The organism is Prescottella sp. GW823-FHT02E09, assembly GCF_058797375.1.
Genome location: NZ_JBXAJP010000009.1, coordinates 1 through 18,026, shown reverse-complemented (window position 1 = coordinate 18,026; position 18,026 = coordinate 1). Strand labels below are relative to the sequence as shown.

Here is an 18,026-nt window from a genome sequence, read left to right as displayed (position 1 = left end):
GAGCAGTGCCCGTGGGCATCCTTGCAAGGATGCCCACGGGCACTGCTCGCCGTCGGGGGTCTACGCGCCGTCGAGGCTCTCGGTGAGATCGTCGAGCGGGGCGGTCCCGGGGTCGTCGGTGAACCCCGGCAGCCATCGGGTGAGGATCGCCATGTACGGCGCGTACGCGTCCAGTTGTGCGCAGATGCCCACCGAACCGAGGAGCACCCGGAAGATCATCACGTACTCGGGCGGCAGGTTGAGCGCACGGGCGGTGCGGAACTGTGCACTCGAGAAGTCCGTCGCGGTGCCGGCGGCCTTCTGCAGCCAGGCGCGGGTGAAATGGAACGAATCGGTGCGGATCGGGTCGGTGAACGGGCGCAGGTAGTCGGCGATCTCCTGATCGGTCACGGTACGCCCCGGCAACACGAAACCGTTGTCGCGCAACAGTTCCGCGAGTTCGTCGAACTGCTCGTTCAGTGACAGCCGCACCATTCGGCCCAACACCGGCGGCAGTCCGTCCGGCATCGGCGCGGTGGCGCCGAAGTCGATGATCCCGAGGCGGCCGTCGTCGTGGAGCATGAAGTTGCCGGGGTGCGGATCGCAGTGCAGCAGCCCGACACGGGCGGGGGAGACGAAATGGAACTCCGCGAGCAGCGCGCCCGCGGTGTTTCGCTGCTCGGTGGTCCCACCGCTGATGATCGCCGACAGCGGCGTCGCGGACATCCACTCGGTGACGACCACCTTCGGCGCGCTCGCCACCACGTGCGGCACCACGAACTTCGGGTCGCCGTCGAAGACCTTCGCGAATGCGCGCTGGTTGTCGGCCTCGATCCGGTAGTCCAGTTCCTCCTCGGTGCGGGCGCTGAGCTCGTCGAGGACCGGCTTGATGTCGGTGCCCGGCATCACCGACGTGAACAGCCCGGCGAACCGCGACAGCGTCTTGAGGTCGGCGCGCAGGGCCTCGTCGGCGCCCGGGTACTGGACCTTGACCGCCACCTCGCGCCCGTCCGACCACACGGCCCGGTGGACCTGGCCGATGCTGGCGGACGCGGTGGGGGTGTCGTCGAACTCGGCGAACCGTTCGCGCCACCGGGTGCCGAGTTGCTGGTCGAGTACTCGATGCACCTGCTTCGCGGGCAACGGCGGCGCCTCGGCCTGCAGCTTGGTGAGGGCCTCGCGGTACGGCTCGGCGAACTCCTCGGGGATCGCGGCCTCCATCACGCTGAGCGCCTGCCCGAGCTTCATCGCACCGCCCTTGAGCTCGCCGAGCACCGTGAACAGCTGCTCGGCGGCCTTCGCGGTCAACTGCGCGTCGATCTCGTCCTTGTCGCCGCCGGCCAGTCTCCTACCGAAGCCCATCGCGGCCCGACCGGCGATACCCAGCGGAATGCTCGCGAGCTTGGCAGTGCGGGCGGTGCTTCTGCGGGGAATGTCGGGCACCAGACCATCATGGCCGAAGATTCGCGGATTCGTCCAAGAAGATTGTCGAACGTGAGCATCCACACCGTGGGTTCCGCGGCCACGGCCGGACCGCGAATCGGTGGCTGACCAGGTCGATCTCCAGGGTCGCGTCGAGGCTCGCGGGGGCCGGGTGGGATACGCCGGACAGTGCGAGCTCGAGCTGTCCGAGGGCGACGGCGGCGGTCGCCATCACCGTCGCCGGGCTCGCGTGACCGACTCTGCCCAGCAGCTGCGCCGCCACGTGCGGCCATTCCTCGTCGGCGGCGCAGCGGGTGAGGTCGGCGCACCGCAGGCAACTGGTGCTGCCCGGCAGCACCAGCGGCCCCACGACGCCCCGGCCGTCGCGCAGCCGGACCTGCAGGTGCGGGATCCCGGCGTCGAAGAGCGCCTCCACCAGGCGTGGGTCGGCGATGAGGTCGTCGGTGAGGACCACGCACGTGCAGTTCCACCGCGTCACGTCGGTGTCGGCGGTGAAGTGGGTGGAGCGGGACACGCGTGCCCGGCCCGACGTCAGGCCGGTGGCGATCGCATCCGCCAGCGGGCCGCGTCCGTGAACGCGGACGGCCGGGACGTCCGGACCGGAGACCGTGGGGCGCAGCAGTAACCCGGCCTCGTCGAGTTCCCCCAGCAGCACCGAGATGTCGGTGGGCGTGATCCCGTACTCGACGGCACGCCACACGATGTTGGGGCGGGAGGTGCGGCCGTCGAGCAGATGGAGCACGGCGACCAGCGCCGTCGGGTCGACGGAGTCGGGCGGGGTGAGGATCAGCGCCGTGTCGGGGTCCCAGCCGATCTGGATGCGGCCACTGGGACGGATCACGATGGGTAGCCGTGGATCGAGTGCGGGTCGGCTGGTGCGCGCGACCGATACGCGTGTCATGCGGGGGACGATCTCACCTCGGGGACCGTCGAACGGCCGAGTGTGACGTGTTGTCCACAGGGCCGCATCGTGGTTGACGTGCAGTTTCGGGTTCCGGCGCGGATTGGTCCGAAACGCGCCGAGAACGGTGTCGGAGCGGGCCGCTAGCGTGGTGCCTCGTGACTGGCCCAGTAAGCGTCGACGGTGATCGGCCGGAGGTCGAGATCCGCCGCAGCGCCCGGCGGCGCCGGACGGTGAGCGCGCGCCGCGAGGGCGACAAGGTGGTCGTGCTGATGCCGACCGGGCTGTCGAAGAAGGCCGAGGCCGAGCTGGTCGCGGAAATGCTCGGGAAGCTCGAGCGCGCCGACCGCCGCGCCGCGGCGCGGGCCGAGCGCAGCGAAGTCGAGCTCACCGAGCGGTGCGCCCGGCTGTCCGCACGGTGGCTCGGCGGTGCCGCAGCGCCCGTGTCGGTCCGCTGGGTGCCCTCGATGAAGACCCGGTGGGCATCGTGCACCCCCACCGACGGCACCATCCGGGTCAGCGAACTGTTGCGTACCGTGCCGTCGTACGTGCTGGACTACGTGCTGATCCACGAATTGGTGCACTTGTACGTGGCGGGTGGGCACAACGACCGGTTCTGGAGCGAGGTGCGCCGCTACCCGCGGACGGAGCGCGCGATGGGGTATCTGGAGGCGTATGCCGTGGTGACCCGGCAACCGGGCCTCGTGGACGTCGTCGACGACTGTGCGGCCGCCGACGACGTCGCGAGCCCAACGGGCTAGGATTCACCCTCGTCGTCGGTGCTGCCGCTGCCGCTGTCACGGTTCTTCTCTTCCCGCTCGCGGGCCTCGGTCTGCTCGAGCTGCGCGATCGGATCGTGGAATGTGCCCGAGTCGCCGCCGAGGATCCGGTCGACGAACGCGGTCGGGTTGTCGAGGTCCGAGGAGTCGGGCAGCAGGTCCGGGTGCGCCCACACGCCGTCGCGCGCGTCGATGCCGGTGTCGGCGGTGAGCCGACGCCACAGCTGCGCGGCCTCGCGTACCTTGCGGGGCCGCAGCTCCAGACCGACCAGGGTTGCGAACGTCTGCTCGGCCGGTCCGCCGGTGGCACGGCGGCGGCGCAGGGTCTCGGTGAGGGCGGCGACGCCGGGGAGCCGTTCCCCGAGCGCCTCGGTGACGACGGTCTCCACCCAGCCCTCGACGAGCGCGAGCATCGTCTCCAGACGCTCGAGCGCCTGCTTCTGCTCGGGTGTGGTCTGCGGTTCGAACGCGCCCTGCTGCAGGATCTTCTCGATCTGCGACGGGTCGGTCAGCGCGGACGGGTCGAGGCCCTGTGCGGCCTCCTCGATGGCGGAGAAGTCCATCTTGATACCGCGCGCATAGTCCTCGACCGTGGCGAGCAGACGCTGACGGAGCCACGGCACGTGGGCGTAGAGGCGCTGGTACGCGGCCTCGCGGGCGGCGATGAAGACGAGCACCTCGCGGTGCGGCTGCTCGAGACCCTCGCTGAACGCCTCGATCGCGGCGGGCAGCAGCGCCCCGGTGCCGGCGGGACCGAGGGGCAGCCCGATGTCGGTGGAGGTGAGGACCTCCTTCGACAACTGGCCCAGCGCCTGGCCGAGCTGGGAGCCGAACGTGAGTCCGCCCATCTGCGTGAGCATCCCGGCCATGGGGCCGATCATGTTCCGGGCTTCCTCGGGCAGACCCTGGACCCACATCCCGGACACCTGCTCGGCGACGGGGTCGCACAGGCGCTTCCACGTGTCGAGGGTGCCGTCGAGCCAGTCGTTGGGCGTCCACGCGACCGTGCGGGTGGCGCCGGCCGGCAGCGTCGTAGCGCCGTCCAGCCACAGCTCGGCGAGGCGGGAGGCGTCGGCGACGGCCGACGCCGTGCCCTCGGTGATCGGGGTGATCGTGCCCATCTGCTGCCGCGCGAGATTCTTGGCGATGTCGTAGTTGACCGGCCCCGTCTGGCCGGTACCCATCGCGCTGCCCATGCCGCTGAGCATCTGGCCGAACTGGCTGAGCATCTGGCCGAGCGCGGCCGGATCGAAACCGCCGCCGCCCGGTCCACCGGCGGCGCCGAACGCGCTCGGATCGAAACCGAACGGCATCCCGGCCGATCCCCCCTGACCCCCGCCTTGTTCGCGGCCCGTCGAATCCTTCTTGCGGTCCGGGTCGTCGTCCGAGTGGGAGAAGCCAAAGGGCAGATCGCTCATAGTTCAACGGTACAAGGCGTCACCGCACATGGCCCGTGCAGAGATCACGCTGACGGCGAACACCAGCGAGGGTTCCGAGGGGTGTCTCGGCGGGCGCTCTATCCTGGGCCTGGTGAACCGACGGATCGTGACCCTGCTGGCAGCGTTGACCCCGGTCGTGGCACTGGGAGTTCTCGGGACGACGGTGAAGGTGCCGTTCGTCGCGCTCGGTCCCGGCCCGACGTTCAACACGCTCGCCGACGTGGACGGCAAGCCGGTGGTCGAGATCGAGGGCACCGAGGTCGACCCCACCACCGGAAACCTCAACATGACGACGGTCGCGGTGCGCGACAAGCTCACGCTCTTCGAGGCACTCGGCCTGTGGGCGAGCGGCCGCCAGAGCCTGGTGCCGCGCGAGGAGGTGTATCCCCCGCAGAAGTCGAAGGACGAGGTGCAGGAGGAGAACTCCGCGCAGTTCGCCAAGTCCGAGAACGCCGCCGAACTCGCGGCGCTGCGCTACCTGAACCTGCCGGTCGCGGTGCAGATCGGGACCGTCGGTGCGGACGGGCCCGCCGCCGGTGTGCTGCGCGAGGGCGATCTGGTGCTCCGCGTCGGCGGTACGCCGGTCGACACCGTGCAGGGACTGCAGGACGCGGTCGGCGCCGCCGGTGCCGGATCCACCGTCGACATCACGTACGTGCGCGACGGAGTGGAGACCACCGCGCCGGTGACGCTCGGATCCCGGCCGCCCGCCGACGGCGACTCCGCCGAGGACGCCAACCGCGGCTACCTCGGCGTCGGCGCCCGAGAGGTGCCGAACGTGCCGTTCACGATCGACTTCAACCTTGCCGACATCGGCGGTCCGTCGGCCGGCCTGATGTTCAGTCTCGCCGTCGTCGACAAGCTCAGCCCCGGAGAACTCAACGGCGGCAAGTTCGTGGCAGGCACCGGCACGATCGACCCCGAGGGAGACGTCGGGCCGATCGGCGGCATCCCGCACAAGCTGACCGCGGCGCAGGAGGCGGGCGCGACGACGTTCCTCGTCCCCGCCAAGAACTGCGACGAGGCACTCGCGAACCAGCCGGACGGGCTGACGCTGGTGAAGGTCGAGACCCTGAGCGGTGCCGTCGACGCCCTCGCCGAGATCAACGCCGGCGGCACCGCACCGGGCTGCTGAGCCGCGCGGCGGTTCGACAGCTCGGGCTGGTGAGGCCGGGCAGGTAGCTCAGTCTTCGGTGGCGTCGAGCGTCGCGTACAGCGCACCGACCAGGTTCGGTGCCAGGTTGTCGTACGTGAGCAGCTCGATGCCCGCGTACGGGTCGCTGTCCTCGTCGGGGCGCATCTGCAGCAGCGCCAGCGACGGGCCGTCGCGCAGGACGGCCGCGATCAGTCGGGCCTCGCGGCGCTCCGGATGGGATTCGGCGGTCGCGCGGGCGGCCGCGTCGGCGGCGTGCCGGTCCGCGAGCAGCGGCGCGAGCGCGTCGTCGAGGTCGGACTCGGCGTCCGGGGGCAGCACGATGATCTCCTGCACCAGCGCGCAGCCGACCACTTCCTCCGGCCAGCTGGTGGTGGCGAGGAACTCGTCGAGCGCGGGGGAGCCGCCCTCGACGTCGTCGGGCAGCGCCGCCTGCTCGATGGGCGTCAGTTCGGCGCCGTCGGCGAGCTGATCGAGCAGCGCGGGCTCGGCCGCGGCTACCAGCGCGGTGGGTACGATCGCGAACATCGTGGGCGGCTGACCCCAGCCGCCGGCGTCGACGAACTCCACCACTTCCTGCACGCATCGGCTCAAAGACTCGCTGGACAGGCTCACATTCGCGCCGTTCCCGGGGAACTGATCCCCGTAGAACCCGCCATTGCTATCGATCACGTCCTTATCCTTGCACCATGGGGTAACGGCGGCGCGGCTCGGTCGCAGGCGCGACACGGCCGGTCGGTTACGTAGAGTGGGACGAAACGGTCACTCCCAGGTGACGCTGGATAAGGTGCCATTGGCTGCGGCGCGAGGGCGTCGCCGGATTGTTGGGAGAGTGGCAAGTGGGCATGCGGCCCCCCGCCGGTTTACCTTCGTTGTCGAAACGCACACGTGTGCTGCTGGTTCTGGCGTTGATCGCCGCAGCACTGTTGCTGGTCGGACCGCGATTCATCGACATTTACACCGATTGGCTGTGGTTCGGCGAGGTCGACTTCCGGGCCGTGTTCAGCACGGTACTGATCACCCGGATCGCGTTGTTCCTGATCGTCGGACTCGTCGTCGGCGCGATCGTGTGGCTGGCGTTGCTGCTGGCCTACCGGTCCCGGCCGATGTTCCTGCCCTCGCCGGGTGCGAACGATCCCGTGGCGCGGTACCGCACCGCGGTGATGACCCGCCAGAAGCTGTTCGGGATCGGCATTCCCGTCGTGATCGGCCTGTTCGCGGGTCTGGTCGGGCAGGCGAGCTGGTCGACGGTGCAGCTGTTCTTCAACGGCAACTCGTTCGGGATCACCGACCCGCAGTTCGGCAAGGACATCGGGTTCTACGCGTTCGACCTGCCGTTCTATCAGTTCGTCCTCAACTGGTTGTTCGTCGCTGTCGTCATCGCGTTCTTCGCGAGCCTGGTGACGCACTACATCTTCGGCGGGCTGCGGCTCAGCGGCCGTCAGGGCGCGCTGACGCGGTCGGCGCGCGTGCAGTTGGCGGTCCTCGCCGGCACCTTCGTGCTACTCAAGGCGGTGTCGTACTGGTTCGACCGGTACGCGCTGCTCTCGAGCAGCCGCAAGGAGCCCACGTTCACCGGTGCCGGTTACACCGACATCAACGCGGTCCTGCCGGCCAAGCTGATCCTGATGGCGATCGCGATCATCTGCGCCATCGCATTCTTCGCGGCGATCTTCCTGCGCGACCTGCGCATCCCGGCGATGGCTGTGGTGCTGCTGGTGTTCTCGTCCATCCTGGTCGGTGCGGTGTACCCGCTGGTCGTCGAGCAGTTCTCGGTGAAGCCGAACGCGGCCGACAAGGAGCGCGCGTACATCGAGCGCAACATCACCGCCACCAGACAGGCGTACGGCATCACCGACGAGAACGTCGAGTACGTGCCGTATCCGGGCACCGCGAAGAAGGCGCCGAAGGACGTGCCCGCGGACGTCACGACGATCGCGAACACCCGCCTGCTGGATCCGAACATCCTCTCGCCCACGTTCACCGCGCAGCAGCAGTTGAAGAACTTCTACGCGTTCCCGAAGGCCCTCAACATCGACCGCTACGAGATGAACGGCGAACTGCGTGACTTCGTCGTCGCGGCACGCGAGCTGTCCCCGTCGAGCCTGCAGGGCAACCAGACCGACTGGATCAACAAGCACACCGTGTACACGCACGGCAACGGGTTCGTCGCGGCGTACGCCAACCAGGTGACGACGGTCAGCGGCGACAGCCAGAACAACACCGGTGGCTACCCGATCTACAGCATCAGCGACCTGAAGACCAAGCCGGCGGACCCGGCGCTCGAGGTCGAGAACCCGCGCATCTACTACGGGCCGGTCATCGCGTCGTCCGATGCGGACTACGCGATCGTCGGGGGCGAGCCCGGCAGTGCGCCGCGTGAGTACGACACCGACGACCAGAAGTACACCTACACCGGTGAGGGCGGCGTCGGGATCGGCAACTGGTTCAACCGGCTTGCGTTCGCCGCCAAGTACACCGAGCGCAACATCCTGTTCTCGGGTGCCATCGGCTCGGATTCGAAGATCATCTACAACCGGGATCCGGCGGAGCGCGTCAACAAGGTGGCGCCGTGGCTCACCACGGACGGCACCGTGTACCCGGCCGTGGTGGACGGGCGGATGCAGTGGATCGTCGACGCCTACACCACGCTCGACAACTACCCGTACGCGCAGCGTTCGTCGCTCGAGGGACTGGTGCAGGACAGCACCAATCAGGCGACGGGCCGGATGCTGCCGAAGAAGGAGGTCTCGTACATCCGGAACTCGGTGAAGGCGACTGTCGACGCGTACGACGGCACCGTCACCCTGTACCAGGTGGACGACCAGGACCCGGTGCTCAAGGCGTGGATGGGAGTGTTCCCGGACTCGGTGCAGCCGAAGTCGGCGGTCACCGAGGACCTGCAGGCGCACTTCCGTTACCCGGAGGATCTGTTCAAGGTCCAGCGCGAGATGCTCGCCAAGTACCACGTGGACGATCCGGGCGAGTTCTTCAGTAACAACGCGTTCTGGTCGGTTCCGAGTGATCCGACGGTGGAGACGGACAAGAACCAGCCGCCGTACTACGTGCTGTCGGGCAACCCGGAGACGGCGAAGCCTCAGTTCGTGCTGACCAGTCCGATGGTGGGCTACCAGCGTGAGCTGCTGTCCGCGTACATCTCGGTGCAGTCGGACCCGGAGAACTACGGCAAGTTCACGGTGCTGCAGTTGCCGACGGAAACGCAGACTCAGGGTCCGCAGCAGGCGCAGACCGCGATGACGTCGAATCAGCGGGTGGCCAGCGCGCTGTCGCTGCTCAAGCAGTCGAACAAGGTGATCTACGGCAACCTGCTGACGCTCCCGATCGCGGACGGCGGCATCCTCTATGTCGAACCGCTGTACACGCAGCGCAACTCGGCGAACGCGTTCCCGCAGCTCACTGCCGTCCTGGTCAGTTTCACCGACACGACGGGCATCCGGGTGGGCTACGCGCCGACACTGGCGGAGGCGCTGGATCAGGTGTTCGGTTCGGGCACCGGCAACGTGGCGACCGAGCAGAGCGGGGAACCGGCACCGTCGGGGCCGGGGTCGGAGCAGAACGTTCCGACGACCCCCACGCCGACGACCGGCACTCCGGCACCGCCGGCACCGGGCCAGTCGCCGAGCAAGGATGCTGCGGTCGCGGAACTGGATGCGGCGCTGAAGAATCTGCAGTCCGCGCAGCAGGGCGGCGACTTCAAGTCGTACGGTGACGCGCTCGACCGGCTGCAGAAGGCGGTTCAGGACTACCAGACGGCCGGTGGCTGATCGGTAGGTCCCGACCCGGGAATCAGCTGAAGGGTCCCTTCGTGCGCTGCGAGCGCATGAAGGGACCCTTCAGCTTGTGGGGCCTAGTTGGTGAGCGCGGCCTTCACGTCGGCGATGGTGGTGCCGTGGTCGTCGAGCAGCTGCTGGAACTGGTCGGCGTAGCCGTGCTGGGCGGCGGTGTCGCCGGCGACCTGCAGGGCCTGGTCCATGTATCCGGCGGCGGTGGCGCGCCACTCCGCGGGAACGGCGCCGACGACGCCGGGGGCCGGGGTGGGCTCCGCGATCGGTGCGGGCTCGGGAGCCGGGGCCGGAGCGGGCTCGGGCGCGGCCTGAGTCAGGTACTGACCGCAGGTGGGCCAGGCGCCGGGGCCCTGCGAGACGAGGGTGTTCTCGGCGACGCGGATCTGCTCTTCCTTCGACGCGGTGTGCGGGGAACCGGTGCCGCCGTTGGCGGTCCACGTGCTCTGCGAGAACTGCAGGCCACCGTAGTAGCCGTTGCCGGTGTTGATGGCCCAGTTGCCGCCGCTCTCGCACTGGGCGACGCCGTCCCAGTTGTGGGTGGCGGCGGAGGCGGTGCCGGTCGACAGGCCGAACGGGACGGCGACGAGGGCGCCGGTCACGGCGGCCCAGCCGAGGGCACGCTTGCTGAAGCTGACGTTGGTCATGCGGGGTGGATCCTCTCCTGCGCCGACGCGAGCGGCCTGCGGGCGACGTGGTCGGTCGTCCCGGGCGTGCGATCTTTCGCGTCCCTGCCCCTCGAAGGGTTTGGTTGTGTCCGATCCCGCGGGGGCAGAGCTGGCAGCGGCGGGTCGGTCCTCCACTCGAACATCACGAGCTGATCACGAACGTACGTCAGCGATCCGCAGCCAGTCACGTCGACAAAACGGGCCGGTCGACCCGTTTTCTCTACACCGACGCCTACGTTTCCGCAGGTGGCGACGGCCCGTTGCCGTACTGCCACCGGAGCGTTACATGCGCGTTATGTGAGATGGATTACCGGTTTTTCGTGAACTGCGTCACGATGAACTGGTCCTTCCGGGATTGCGAACCCCCCCGAATGGGTCCTCCTGCAGGCGATTTGCCTTCCGTTCCCCGGCTCGTGTAACTTCGTTCATGCAACGCGGGGTGGAGCAGCTCGGTAGCTCGCTGGGCTCATAACCCAGAGGTCGCAGGTTCAAATCCTGTCCCCGCTACCAATGAAGAACCCCCGTCCTGATTCAGGGTGGGGGTTCTTCGCTTTCTGTGACAGCGGATGTCGAGACGGCTGATACCGAGACGGCGATCGAGCCCCCGGCTACTCGGACTCCACCTCCATCTCGATCAGTACCCGGCGCAGAAGCTTGCCGGTGGCGTTGCGGGGCAACTCCTCGATGAAGACGACGTCGCGCGGCACCTTGTAGCGGGCCAGGTTCGATTTCACGTGCGTGCGGATCTCGCTCGCGTCGCGTGCCGACGACGGGGCCGGCACGACGAATGCCCGTAGGCGGTGGCCGAACTCGTCGTCCTCGACACCGATCACCGCGGCCTCGAGCACATCGGGGCGTTCGGTGATGAGGTTCTCCACCTCGAGTGGGTACACGTTCTCGCCGCCGGAGATGATCATGTCGTCGTCGCGGCCGTCGACGAACAGCAGGCCGTCGCGGTCGAAGTGCCCGACGTCGCCGGTGGAGAGCATGCCGTCGATGCGTTGCTTGTCTCGGCCGTCGGTGTAGCCCTCGAAGCTCAGTCCGCTCTTGGCGAAGATGCGTCCGACGACATCGGGTTCGGTGATCCTGTTGCCGTCGTCGTCGATCAGCGCGATATGGCAGGTAGCCGGCGCCCGTCCGGCGGTGCCTGGGGCGCGTTCGAGGTCGTCGGGGGTGGCGATGGTGACGGCGGCGACCTCGGTGGAGCCGTAGAAGTTGTAGAGCACCTTCCCGAATGCCTGCTGGGTGCGGACGGACAGGTCCGGGGCGATGGCCGACCCGGCCGCGAAGATGACCTTCAGTGAGGAGGTGTCGTACTTGGACAGGACCTCGGGGCCGAGGTCGATGATGCGCTGCAGCATGGTCGGTACCAGCACCATGGTGTCGGCGTGATGTTCGGCGAGCAGTCGGACTGTGGTCTCGGGGTCGAAGCGTCGCTGCATCACCACGGTGTTCTCGAGTGCCAGGCCCAGGCCAAGCTGTGAGATGCCGGTGCCGTGGAACGCAGGTGCGGCCATCAGCATGGTCTGCTTGGGGCGCAATGGGATTCGATCGAGGAACTGTGCGGTGACGAATGGCGACGTACGCCCGCGCGGCGCGCCCTTGGGGGTGCCGGTCGTTCCGCTGGTGAGCAGGATGAAGACGCCGTGATCCTTCGGGGCGGGGACCGAGTCGGTGGACTGCCTGGCAATGAGGTCGTCGAGGGTGCGCGGAGGTGTCTCCGCCGGGGGAGTGGACAGCGGCTCGTCCACCCACGACAGGAACGGGGTGACGTCGGAGGGGAGTGCGTCGGCGATGTCGGCGAACTCGCTGTCGAAGACGAAGTGGCGCACGCCCTCTCGTGTCGCGACGTCCGCCAGTTGCGGGCGGGCGAAGCCGGTGTTCATCAGGACCAGGCGCACACCGCTCTTCGCGGCGGCGAGCATCGTGAGGACGAGGCCGCGGTGGTTGCGGCACATGGCGCCGACGCAGGATCCGACGCCGATGCCCTCGGCCTGCCACGCCCGCACCAGCGCGTTGGACTGCGCCTCGAGTTCGCGGTACGTGAGTCGACCGCGTTCGTCGATGAGCGCGACGCGGTCGTGTCCTTGGGCGGCGTGGGCGTGCACGGACCCGGCGAACGGTCCGTACTTGCCGACGGCCAGCAGCACCCCGATGCCCTCGTCGACGCGTGGGAACGGGATCAGTCCGGAGCGTGCCATCACTCGCACCGCGCTGAGCGTGTCGGTGATCTTCGTCAGTGTGTCCTGCATGGTTACCCCCGATGAGCGTCGTCGGTCTACCTGCGGGCAGGCACAGCCTAACTGTGATGCGCATCACGGTGGGGCGATTGGTCCGGTCTGCTGCACCCGCCTTATGTACTAGCCGCTGTAGTAGGCGCTACTCTCGCGGGGTGAGTTCCCGGGCCGGTGCTGTCGCGCGCATGCGCGGCATGTTCGTCGGCGCGGCGTCCGGCGCGTCGAGCATCGCCGCGCACGGACTCGGCGGTGGGGTCGCCGTCCCGAGCGAGCAGGCGGTGGTCCTGCTCGTCGCCGCCAGTGCCCTCATAGGAGTGGTCACCGCGTCGGCACGGACTGTGGGCCATCCGTTGCTGTTCCTCGGCGCCGTGCTCGCGGCCGGGCAGGGCATCGGGCACCTCACACTCACTCTGGCGTCCGACCACGGTCACGGGTTGCACCTGACGCCGCAGATGCTCGCCGCGCACGCGGCGGCCACGGTGGTCGGTGCGACGCTGATCCGGTCCGCCGAGCGCGCCCTCCTGGGCGTGATGGCGTCACTGGTGCGGGTCGTCGTCGCAGTGCTGTCGGTGCCGCCCGTCCCGGACGTCCGGCGGTGGACGCCCACCGTCGTCCGTCGTCTCGACCCCACGATCGGTGCGATCGCCCGGTCCGCCGGCGGCACCCGGGGACCTCCGGCTCCTTCCCGGTAGACGCCCGGTCACGCACCCGCGTGCCCGGCGTCTGCCGCTGTCTTCACCGCCGACGCCCGCGCACCGACTGTGTGCCGGTGGGTGTCGGCGTGTCCTTCGCGGCGCGCGTTCCGTCTCGCGCGTCGATCCGAGACTTCAGGAAAGAGCCTGTGCCATGCACGCTTCCGAAGGCGTGGGGACCACCCCTGCGCACGTTCCGCACGAGCCGAGAACCCGCCCGGAGTCGAGAGACTCGTCGCCGCCGGGCGCCCTGCGCAGGCTCGTCCTGCGGCTGCACTTCTACGCCGGCATCCTCGTCGCGCCGTTCCTGATCATTGCCGCCGTCAGCGGTGGCCTGTATGCGATCGCGCCCACCCTCGAACAGTTCGTCTACCGCGATTATCTGCACGTCGAGTCGACCGGACCCGCCGTGCCGGTGAGCGACCAGATCGCGGCCGCGCAGGCGCAACGCCCCGACCTGACGGTGTCGGCGGTCCGGCCGGCCGCCGAATCGGGGGACACCACCCGGGTGTTGTTCACCGATCCGACGCTCGGTGAGTCGGAACGCCTCTCGGTGTTCGTCGACCCGGTGACCGCGCGGCCGGTCGGTGAACTCGTCGTCTACGGCAGCAGCAGCGCGCTGCCGATGCGGACGTGGATCTCACAACTGCACCGGCACCTGCATTTGGGGGAGCCCGGCCGGATCTACAGCGAACTGGCGGCGTCGTGGCTGTGGGTGATCGCGCTCGGCGGCGCCTACCTGTGGGTGCGCCGGTACCGGGCAGTGCGGGCGCGATCCGGCGCGGCGGCACCCCGCTTGTGGACGGTGAAACGCGGTGCGCGCGGACGCACTCGCGCACTGGGCTGGCACGGAGCGATCGGGCTGTGGATCGCGGTGGGCCTGGTGTTCCTGTCCGTGACGGGGCTGACCTGGTCGAAGTATGCGGGCGAGCACGTCACCGACCTGCGCACCTCGCTCGGCTGGACCACGCCGTCGGTGTCGAGGACGCTCGGCGGCGTCGCGCCGGCGCCTTCTGGTGGGCATGACGGCCACGGCGGGCACGACGCCCCCGCGGCCGGTGGGGCGAACGTGCCGGACACAGGCGTCGGACGCATCGACGATGTGCTTGCGGTCGCCGCGGACGCGGGCGTCACCGGCGCGTTGGAGGTGTCCGTCCCGCCCACACCGGACACCGCTTTCACTGTCGCACAGACGCGGCAGCCGTGGCAGTTCTCCACCGACTCGGTGGCGGTCGACGGTGCCATCGGCCAGATCACGGATACCTCCCGGTTCGCCGACTGGCCGCTCGCGGCGAAGCTCACCACTTGGGGCATCGCCCTGCACATGGGAATCCTGTTCGGACTGCTGAATCAGGTTGCGCTGTTGGCGCTGGCGATCGCGCTGCTGGTCATGATCGTCCTCGGCTACACGATGTGGTGGCGGCGCCGCCCGACGCGCGGTGCACGGCGGTGGGGTCGTCCCCCGACCCGTGGGGCTCTGCGGGACCTGCATCCGGCTGCCGCGGTCGCGCTGGTGGCGGGCGCCGTACTCGTCGGGTGGTTCGTGCCGCTGCTGGGGCTGAGCCTGATCGGATTCGTGGCCGTCGATATCGTCGTCGGCGTGTTTCAACGCAGACGAGCATCGGCCGGTGTGACCGGATGAGCGAGGATCTGTCGCTGCTGCGGCGTGAGTTGTCCATGATCGAGGCGCGGGTGGCCCGCGAGTTCGACCCGCGAGGGCGCGGACCGTTCATCGCAGCCGCCGTGCTGATCCTGCTGATCGCGCTTGCCGCACCGCAGGTCGACGAGTTGCGGGCGTGGCACGTGCTCGCGGGCGGGCACGACGAGGTCGCGGCTCTGGCGCGACTGTTCACGTGGTTCGTGGTGGTGTTCGGGATCGGAGCGTCCGCGCTCGCGGCGTGGACCCGCCGCTGGGTCTTCGCGTGGATCGCGATGGCCGGTGTGACGGTCGGGACCGCGCTGGGGGTGCTGATGTACTGGTCCCAGCACAGCGTTCGCAGCGCCCACGCCGGCAGCCTCGGCTACGGCCTGCTCGTCGAGTGGGCGGCGATGACGCTCCTTGCGGCGCTGTGGATTCCCGTCGTGGCAGGGCGAAGCAATCTGCTGCAGCGCTGAAGTCGCACAGTCCGGGAGGGCGCCCGTCGCGTGTGCGGTGGGCGCCCTCCCGTATGTGTGTCGGCGAAGTTCGGCAAGGGCACTTCTGTCCAAGGCCGCACTGCGGTGCAGTAATCGACTGTTGTATGACATCGGGAAATGGTCCGGAGTGCAATTCGATCGGGTTCGAGAATGTCGACCGAAAAGGGAGACACGTCGGGTTTGCCGGGGTATGTTACGGCGGTCTGCATTAAGAGGTTGTGCGGTATTTTTGTGTTGACGGCCGTGATCGAAATGTCAATTCTCGGGGGGTGCTCAGGCGACACGTTGTCGTTGGCGACGCACCTTGCGGTGCGCGAGTCTGCGTGAGGGGCAGCCGATTTCGGCTGAATCTGCAAGCGTGAACGCCTCCGCGTCCGCCCTGTACGACATGCTTCCGCGACCAATGCGTGGGAGGCATGTCGCCGTTTCGGGGCGTGGTGACCCGGAACGGAACGAGGCCCCGCCGCTCTCAGCGGCGGGGCCTCTGAAATCTCGATCGGGCGTGACTGGTCGACTCGGCTGATCGGCCGACCCGTCGACCGCCACCACCGCGCCGGTTGGCTGTGTTCTCGTCGTTCAGGAGTCGCCCGTCGCGTGTGCGGCGGGCACCCTCTCCTGCTTTGTGGCCCGATCTGCGAGGGCGCGCGGCTCAGAGCTGGGACACTGCCTGAGTCGGGCGTCGGAAGGGGCAGTCGGTGATGGAGATCGGTCGGATGGTGTGGCCGTCGGCCGGCCTCGACGAGGTGGTCGACCAGGTGGCGCAGGTGGAAGCCGACGGGTTCGCCGCGGCCTGGGTGCCGCAGATCTTCGGATGGGACGCGCTCACGGTACTCGCGCTGGCGGGGAAGCGAACGTCGTCGATCCGTTTGGGAACCGCGGTACTGCCGACACATCCGACGCATCCGGTGTTGCTGGCCGCGTCGGCGCTCACCACTCAGGCGGCAGTCGGTGGGCGCCTCCAACTCGGCATCGGGGTCTCGCACCGGTTCATCGTCGAGGACGTGTGGGGCCTGAGCTTCGAGCGGCCGGTGCAGTGGGCGCGCGACTATCTGGCGGCGCTGATACCCACCCTCAACGGCGAGCAGACGCACGTCGACGGCGTGCGATTGCGGGCCGAGTTGCCGCGCCCGCTGGACACATTCGACACTCCGCCGCCCTCGGTGCTGCTTGCCGCGCTGGGTCCGGCGATGCTGCGGCTGGCCGGCGAACACGCCGACGGGACGGTGACGCTGATGACCGGGGTCCGCACCGTCGCCGAGCACATCGTGCCGACCATCAGCGTGGCCGCGGCTGCCGCGGGACGCCCTGCGCCGCGGATCGTTGTGGGGCTGCCGATCTGCGTGACGGCCGACGTCCACGCGGCGCGGCAGCGGTGCAGTGAGGAGTTCTCGGCGTACACCAGCACCCCGTCGTACCGGGCGATGCTCGACAAGGAAGGTGCCGCTGATCCCGCCGATGTCGCGCTGATCGGTTCGCGCGGTGAGGTTCTCGACAGGCTCGACGGTCTACGCGAGGCCGGTGCGAGCGAGTTCCTGGCGTGGGTCTTCGGGGACGACGGGGAACAGGCCGCGTCGGTGTCGTGTCTGCAGGAGTATGTCCGGCGCTGACTTTTCCGTAGGGGTGCATGGACCCCGCCGCTCGGGCGGCGGGGGATCGAAACATCAATCGGGCGTGTCTACTCCGACTCGCCCGAAGTGCTGCCGGACAGCGCAGGGTGGATGGCTAGTTGTTCTCGATGGCCGCGAGTTTCTCGCTCAGGTCCGCACCGACCTTCGCGATGTACGGTTCATCGACGATCTGGATGTGGTCGCAGTCGACGTGGACGATCTCGAGTTTCTGCACGGCCTCGCCCCAGCCGCCGTCGGGTCGCCGGATCCGGAAGGCGGGCTCGAGTGCGATCTGGTCGTCCAGATAGGTGTCGGCCATGTAGAGCACGACGTCACCGTCGTAGGTTTCGAGGTCGGTACTGGGAATGGCGCGGTTGTCGAGCCACGACGTGCGCTGGTGCTCGATGATGCCGCCGGGGATCTTCGCGCCGCTCAGCTTGAGCAGGTCCATGAGGATCTCGATCTGCTCCTCGTCGCTGCCCGCCTCCGCGAGCTTGTCGAACGGGAGCGGCGCGTCGAGGTTGTAGGTCTTCTTCGCGAACTTCGCGTAGCGCTGCCAGCGGGCCCGGATCTCGTCGGGGGTGTCCTCGATCTTCTCGCCGGGCATGACGGTGTCGATCAGCCCGACGATGCGGACGTCGGCGCCCTGCTCGCGCAACTGACGGGCGACCGCGTAGGCGAGCACGCCGCCGAGCGACCAGCCGGCCAGCACGTACGGACCGTCGCCCTGGATCTCCCGCAGCAACGGCACGTAGGCCGCGGCACGCTCGTCGATCGGACCCTCGACCCGCTCCAGGCCGAACATCGGGGTGTGCGCGGGCAGACGCTTGAGCAGCGGCTCGTACGCCACCGTCGACCCGCCCGCCGGATGGAACACGAACACCGGCACCGCATCCGAACCCTCGGCGCGGGGACGCAGCGTCCGCACCAGACCGTCGATCTTCAGACCGTCCTCGAGATGCTGACGCACCGTCTCGGCCAACTGCTCGATCGTCTCCGCATCGAGCACGTCGTCGACGGTGATCTCGCCGCCGGACCGCTCCGACAGACGCGCCGCCAACTTCGCGGCAGCCGCGTCGTCGAGGATCGGCAACGTCGCGAAGATGCTCTTTGCCGACTTACCCGTCACCACGGCCCACGACGCGAACGTCAGACGCTCGGCCGCATCACGCGGCGGCACATCGATCTC

At 68.8% G+C, this 18,026-nt stretch carries 14 protein-coding genes and 1 tRNA gene; 8 read left to right on the top strand and 7 right to left on the bottom strand.

Annotation, left to right across the window (positions count from 1 at the left end; all coding sequences use genetic code 11):
• Positions 1-60 precede the first annotated feature (60 nt).
• Together AC1RIF_RS21280 and AC1RIF_RS21275 are read right to left on the bottom strand one after the other, a co-directional pair.
• Positions 61-1,422 carry an ABC1 kinase family protein gene (locus tag AC1RIF_RS21280; protein ID WP_492603360.1) on the bottom strand — a complete coding sequence of 454 codons (1,362 nt, stop codon included), beginning with the start codon at positions 1,420-1,422 and terminating at the stop codon, positions 61-63.
• 7 nt (positions 1,423-1,429) lie between these two features.
• Positions 1,430-2,323: a hypothetical protein gene (locus tag AC1RIF_RS21275; protein ID WP_492603359.1), complete on the bottom strand. Its 894-nt coding sequence runs from the start codon at positions 2,321-2,323 to the stop codon at positions 1,430-1,432.
• A gap of 158 nt (positions 2,324-2,481) precedes the next feature.
• Between AC1RIF_RS21275 and AC1RIF_RS21270 the strand changes: the two genes are divergently transcribed.
• On the top strand, positions 2,482-3,084 hold the full coding sequence (locus AC1RIF_RS21270; protein WP_492603358.1) for a M48 metallopeptidase family protein: 603 nt from the start codon (positions 2,482-2,484) through the stop codon (positions 3,082-3,084).
• Here the strand turns inward: AC1RIF_RS21270 and AC1RIF_RS21265 are convergent.
• Complete coding sequence (locus AC1RIF_RS21265; protein ID WP_492603357.1) at positions 3,081-4,520, bottom strand: zinc-dependent metalloprotease; 1,440 nt, start codon at positions 4,518-4,520, stop codon at positions 3,081-3,083. The two genes, AC1RIF_RS21270 and AC1RIF_RS21265, sit on opposite strands and share 4 nt — an antisense overlap.
• Positions 4,521-4,632: 112 nt before the next feature.
• Here AC1RIF_RS21265 and AC1RIF_RS21260 point away from each other — a divergent pair, with 112 nt between their 5' ends.
• On the top strand, positions 4,633-5,676 hold the full coding sequence (locus tag AC1RIF_RS21260) for a YlbL family protein (protein WP_492603511.1): 1,044 nt from the start codon (positions 4,633-4,635) through the stop codon (positions 5,674-5,676).
• A 48-nt stretch (positions 5,677-5,724) separates the two neighbouring features.
• Here the strand turns inward: AC1RIF_RS21260 and AC1RIF_RS21255 are convergent, their stop codons facing one another.
• On the bottom strand, positions 5,725-6,309 hold the full coding sequence (locus AC1RIF_RS21255; protein ID WP_492603510.1) for a PPA1309 family protein: 585 nt from the start codon (positions 6,307-6,309) through the stop codon (positions 5,725-5,727).
• A 230-nt stretch (positions 6,310-6,539) separates the two neighbouring features.
• Here AC1RIF_RS21255 and AC1RIF_RS21250 point away from each other — a divergent pair, with 230 nt between their 5' ends.
• Positions 6,540-9,479: a UPF0182 family protein gene (locus AC1RIF_RS21250; RefSeq protein WP_492603509.1), complete on the top strand. Its 2,940-nt coding sequence runs from the start codon at positions 6,540-6,542 to the stop codon at positions 9,477-9,479.
• Positions 9,480-9,562: 83 nt separating this feature from the next.
• On the opposite strand, the gene AC1RIF_RS21245 is transcribed toward AC1RIF_RS21250, so the two are convergent.
• A complete protein-coding gene (locus AC1RIF_RS21245) occupies positions 9,563-10,144 on the bottom strand; it encodes a transglycosylase family protein (RefSeq protein ID WP_492603356.1) in 582 nt (193 codons plus the stop codon).
• Between the two features lie 454 nt (positions 10,145-10,598).
• Between AC1RIF_RS21245 and AC1RIF_RS21240 the strand changes: the two genes are divergently transcribed.
• Positions 10,599-10,675: transfer RNA gene (locus tag AC1RIF_RS21240), tRNA-Met, on the top strand.
• A gap of 98 nt (positions 10,676-10,773) precedes the next feature.
• On the opposite strand, the gene AC1RIF_RS21235 is transcribed toward AC1RIF_RS21240, so the two are convergent.
• The gene (locus AC1RIF_RS21235) at positions 10,774-12,417 is read right to left on the bottom strand and encodes an acyl-CoA synthetase (protein WP_492603355.1); all 1,644 of its coding nucleotides are present in this window, start codon (positions 12,415-12,417) and stop codon (positions 10,774-10,776) included.
• A 140-nt stretch (positions 12,418-12,557) separates the two neighbouring features.
• On the opposite strand from AC1RIF_RS21235, the gene AC1RIF_RS21230 reads away from it, so the two are divergent.
• The 4 genes from AC1RIF_RS21230 (at position 12,558) to AC1RIF_RS21215 (ending at position 16,837) form a co-directional block, all read left to right on the top strand.
• A complete protein-coding gene (locus AC1RIF_RS21230) occupies positions 12,558-13,094 on the top strand; it encodes a hypothetical protein (RefSeq protein ID WP_492603354.1) in 537 nt (178 codons plus the stop codon).
• A 154-nt stretch (positions 13,095-13,248) separates the two neighbouring features.
• Complete coding sequence (locus AC1RIF_RS21225; RefSeq protein ID WP_492603353.1) at positions 13,249-14,736, top strand: PepSY-associated TM helix domain-containing protein; 1,488 nt, start codon at positions 13,249-13,251, stop codon at positions 14,734-14,736.
• Positions 14,733-15,209 (top strand): Rv2732c family membrane protein, encoded by a 477-nt coding sequence (locus tag AC1RIF_RS21220; RefSeq protein WP_492603352.1) that lies wholly within the window; start codon positions 14,733-14,735, stop codon positions 15,207-15,209. Before AC1RIF_RS21225 ends, AC1RIF_RS21220 begins: the two co-directional genes overlap by 4 nt.
• Positions 15,210-15,928: 719 nt before the next feature.
• Positions 15,929-16,837, top strand: coding sequence for a TIGR03564 family F420-dependent LLM class oxidoreductase (locus tag AC1RIF_RS21215; RefSeq protein ID WP_492603508.1), 909 nt, complete (start codon positions 15,929-15,931; stop codon positions 16,835-16,837).
• 115 nt (positions 16,838-16,952) lie between these two features.
• Here the strand turns inward: AC1RIF_RS21215 and AC1RIF_RS21210 are convergent.
• Positions 16,953-18,026: thioesterase domain-containing protein (locus tag AC1RIF_RS21210; RefSeq protein WP_492603351.1), on the bottom strand; the 1,074-nt coding region annotated here is incomplete at its 5' end.

Excerpts from the sequence above, each read along its gene's own strand:
- AC1RIF_RS21215 (WP_492603508.1), top strand. The coding sequence starts at position 15,929 with ATGGAGATCGGTCGGATGGTGTGGCCGTCGGCCGGCCTCGACGAGGTG.
- AC1RIF_RS21245 (WP_492603356.1), bottom strand. The coding sequence starts at position 10,144 with ATGACCAACGTCAGCTTCAGCAAGCGTGCCCTCGGCTGGGCCGCCGTG.
- AC1RIF_RS21250 (WP_492603509.1), top strand. The coding sequence starts at position 6,540 with ATGCGGCCCCCCGCCGGTTTACCTTCGTTGTCGAAACGCACACGTGTG.
- AC1RIF_RS21235 (WP_492603355.1), bottom strand. The coding sequence starts at position 12,417 with ATGCAGGACACACTGACGAAGATCACCGACACGCTCAGCGCGGTGCGA.
- AC1RIF_RS21220 (WP_492603352.1), top strand. The coding sequence starts at position 14,733 with ATGAGCGAGGATCTGTCGCTGCTGCGGCGTGAGTTGTCCATGATCGAG.
- AC1RIF_RS21265 (WP_492603357.1), bottom strand. The coding sequence starts at position 4,520 with ATGAGCGATCTGCCCTTTGGCTTCTCCCACTCGGACGACGACCCGGAC.
- AC1RIF_RS21275 (WP_492603359.1), bottom strand. The coding sequence starts at position 2,323 with ATGACACGCGTATCGGTCGCGCGCACCAGCCGACCCGCACTCGATCCA.
- AC1RIF_RS21225 (WP_492603353.1), top strand. The coding sequence starts at position 13,249 with ATGCACGCTTCCGAAGGCGTGGGGACCACCCCTGCGCACGTTCCGCAC.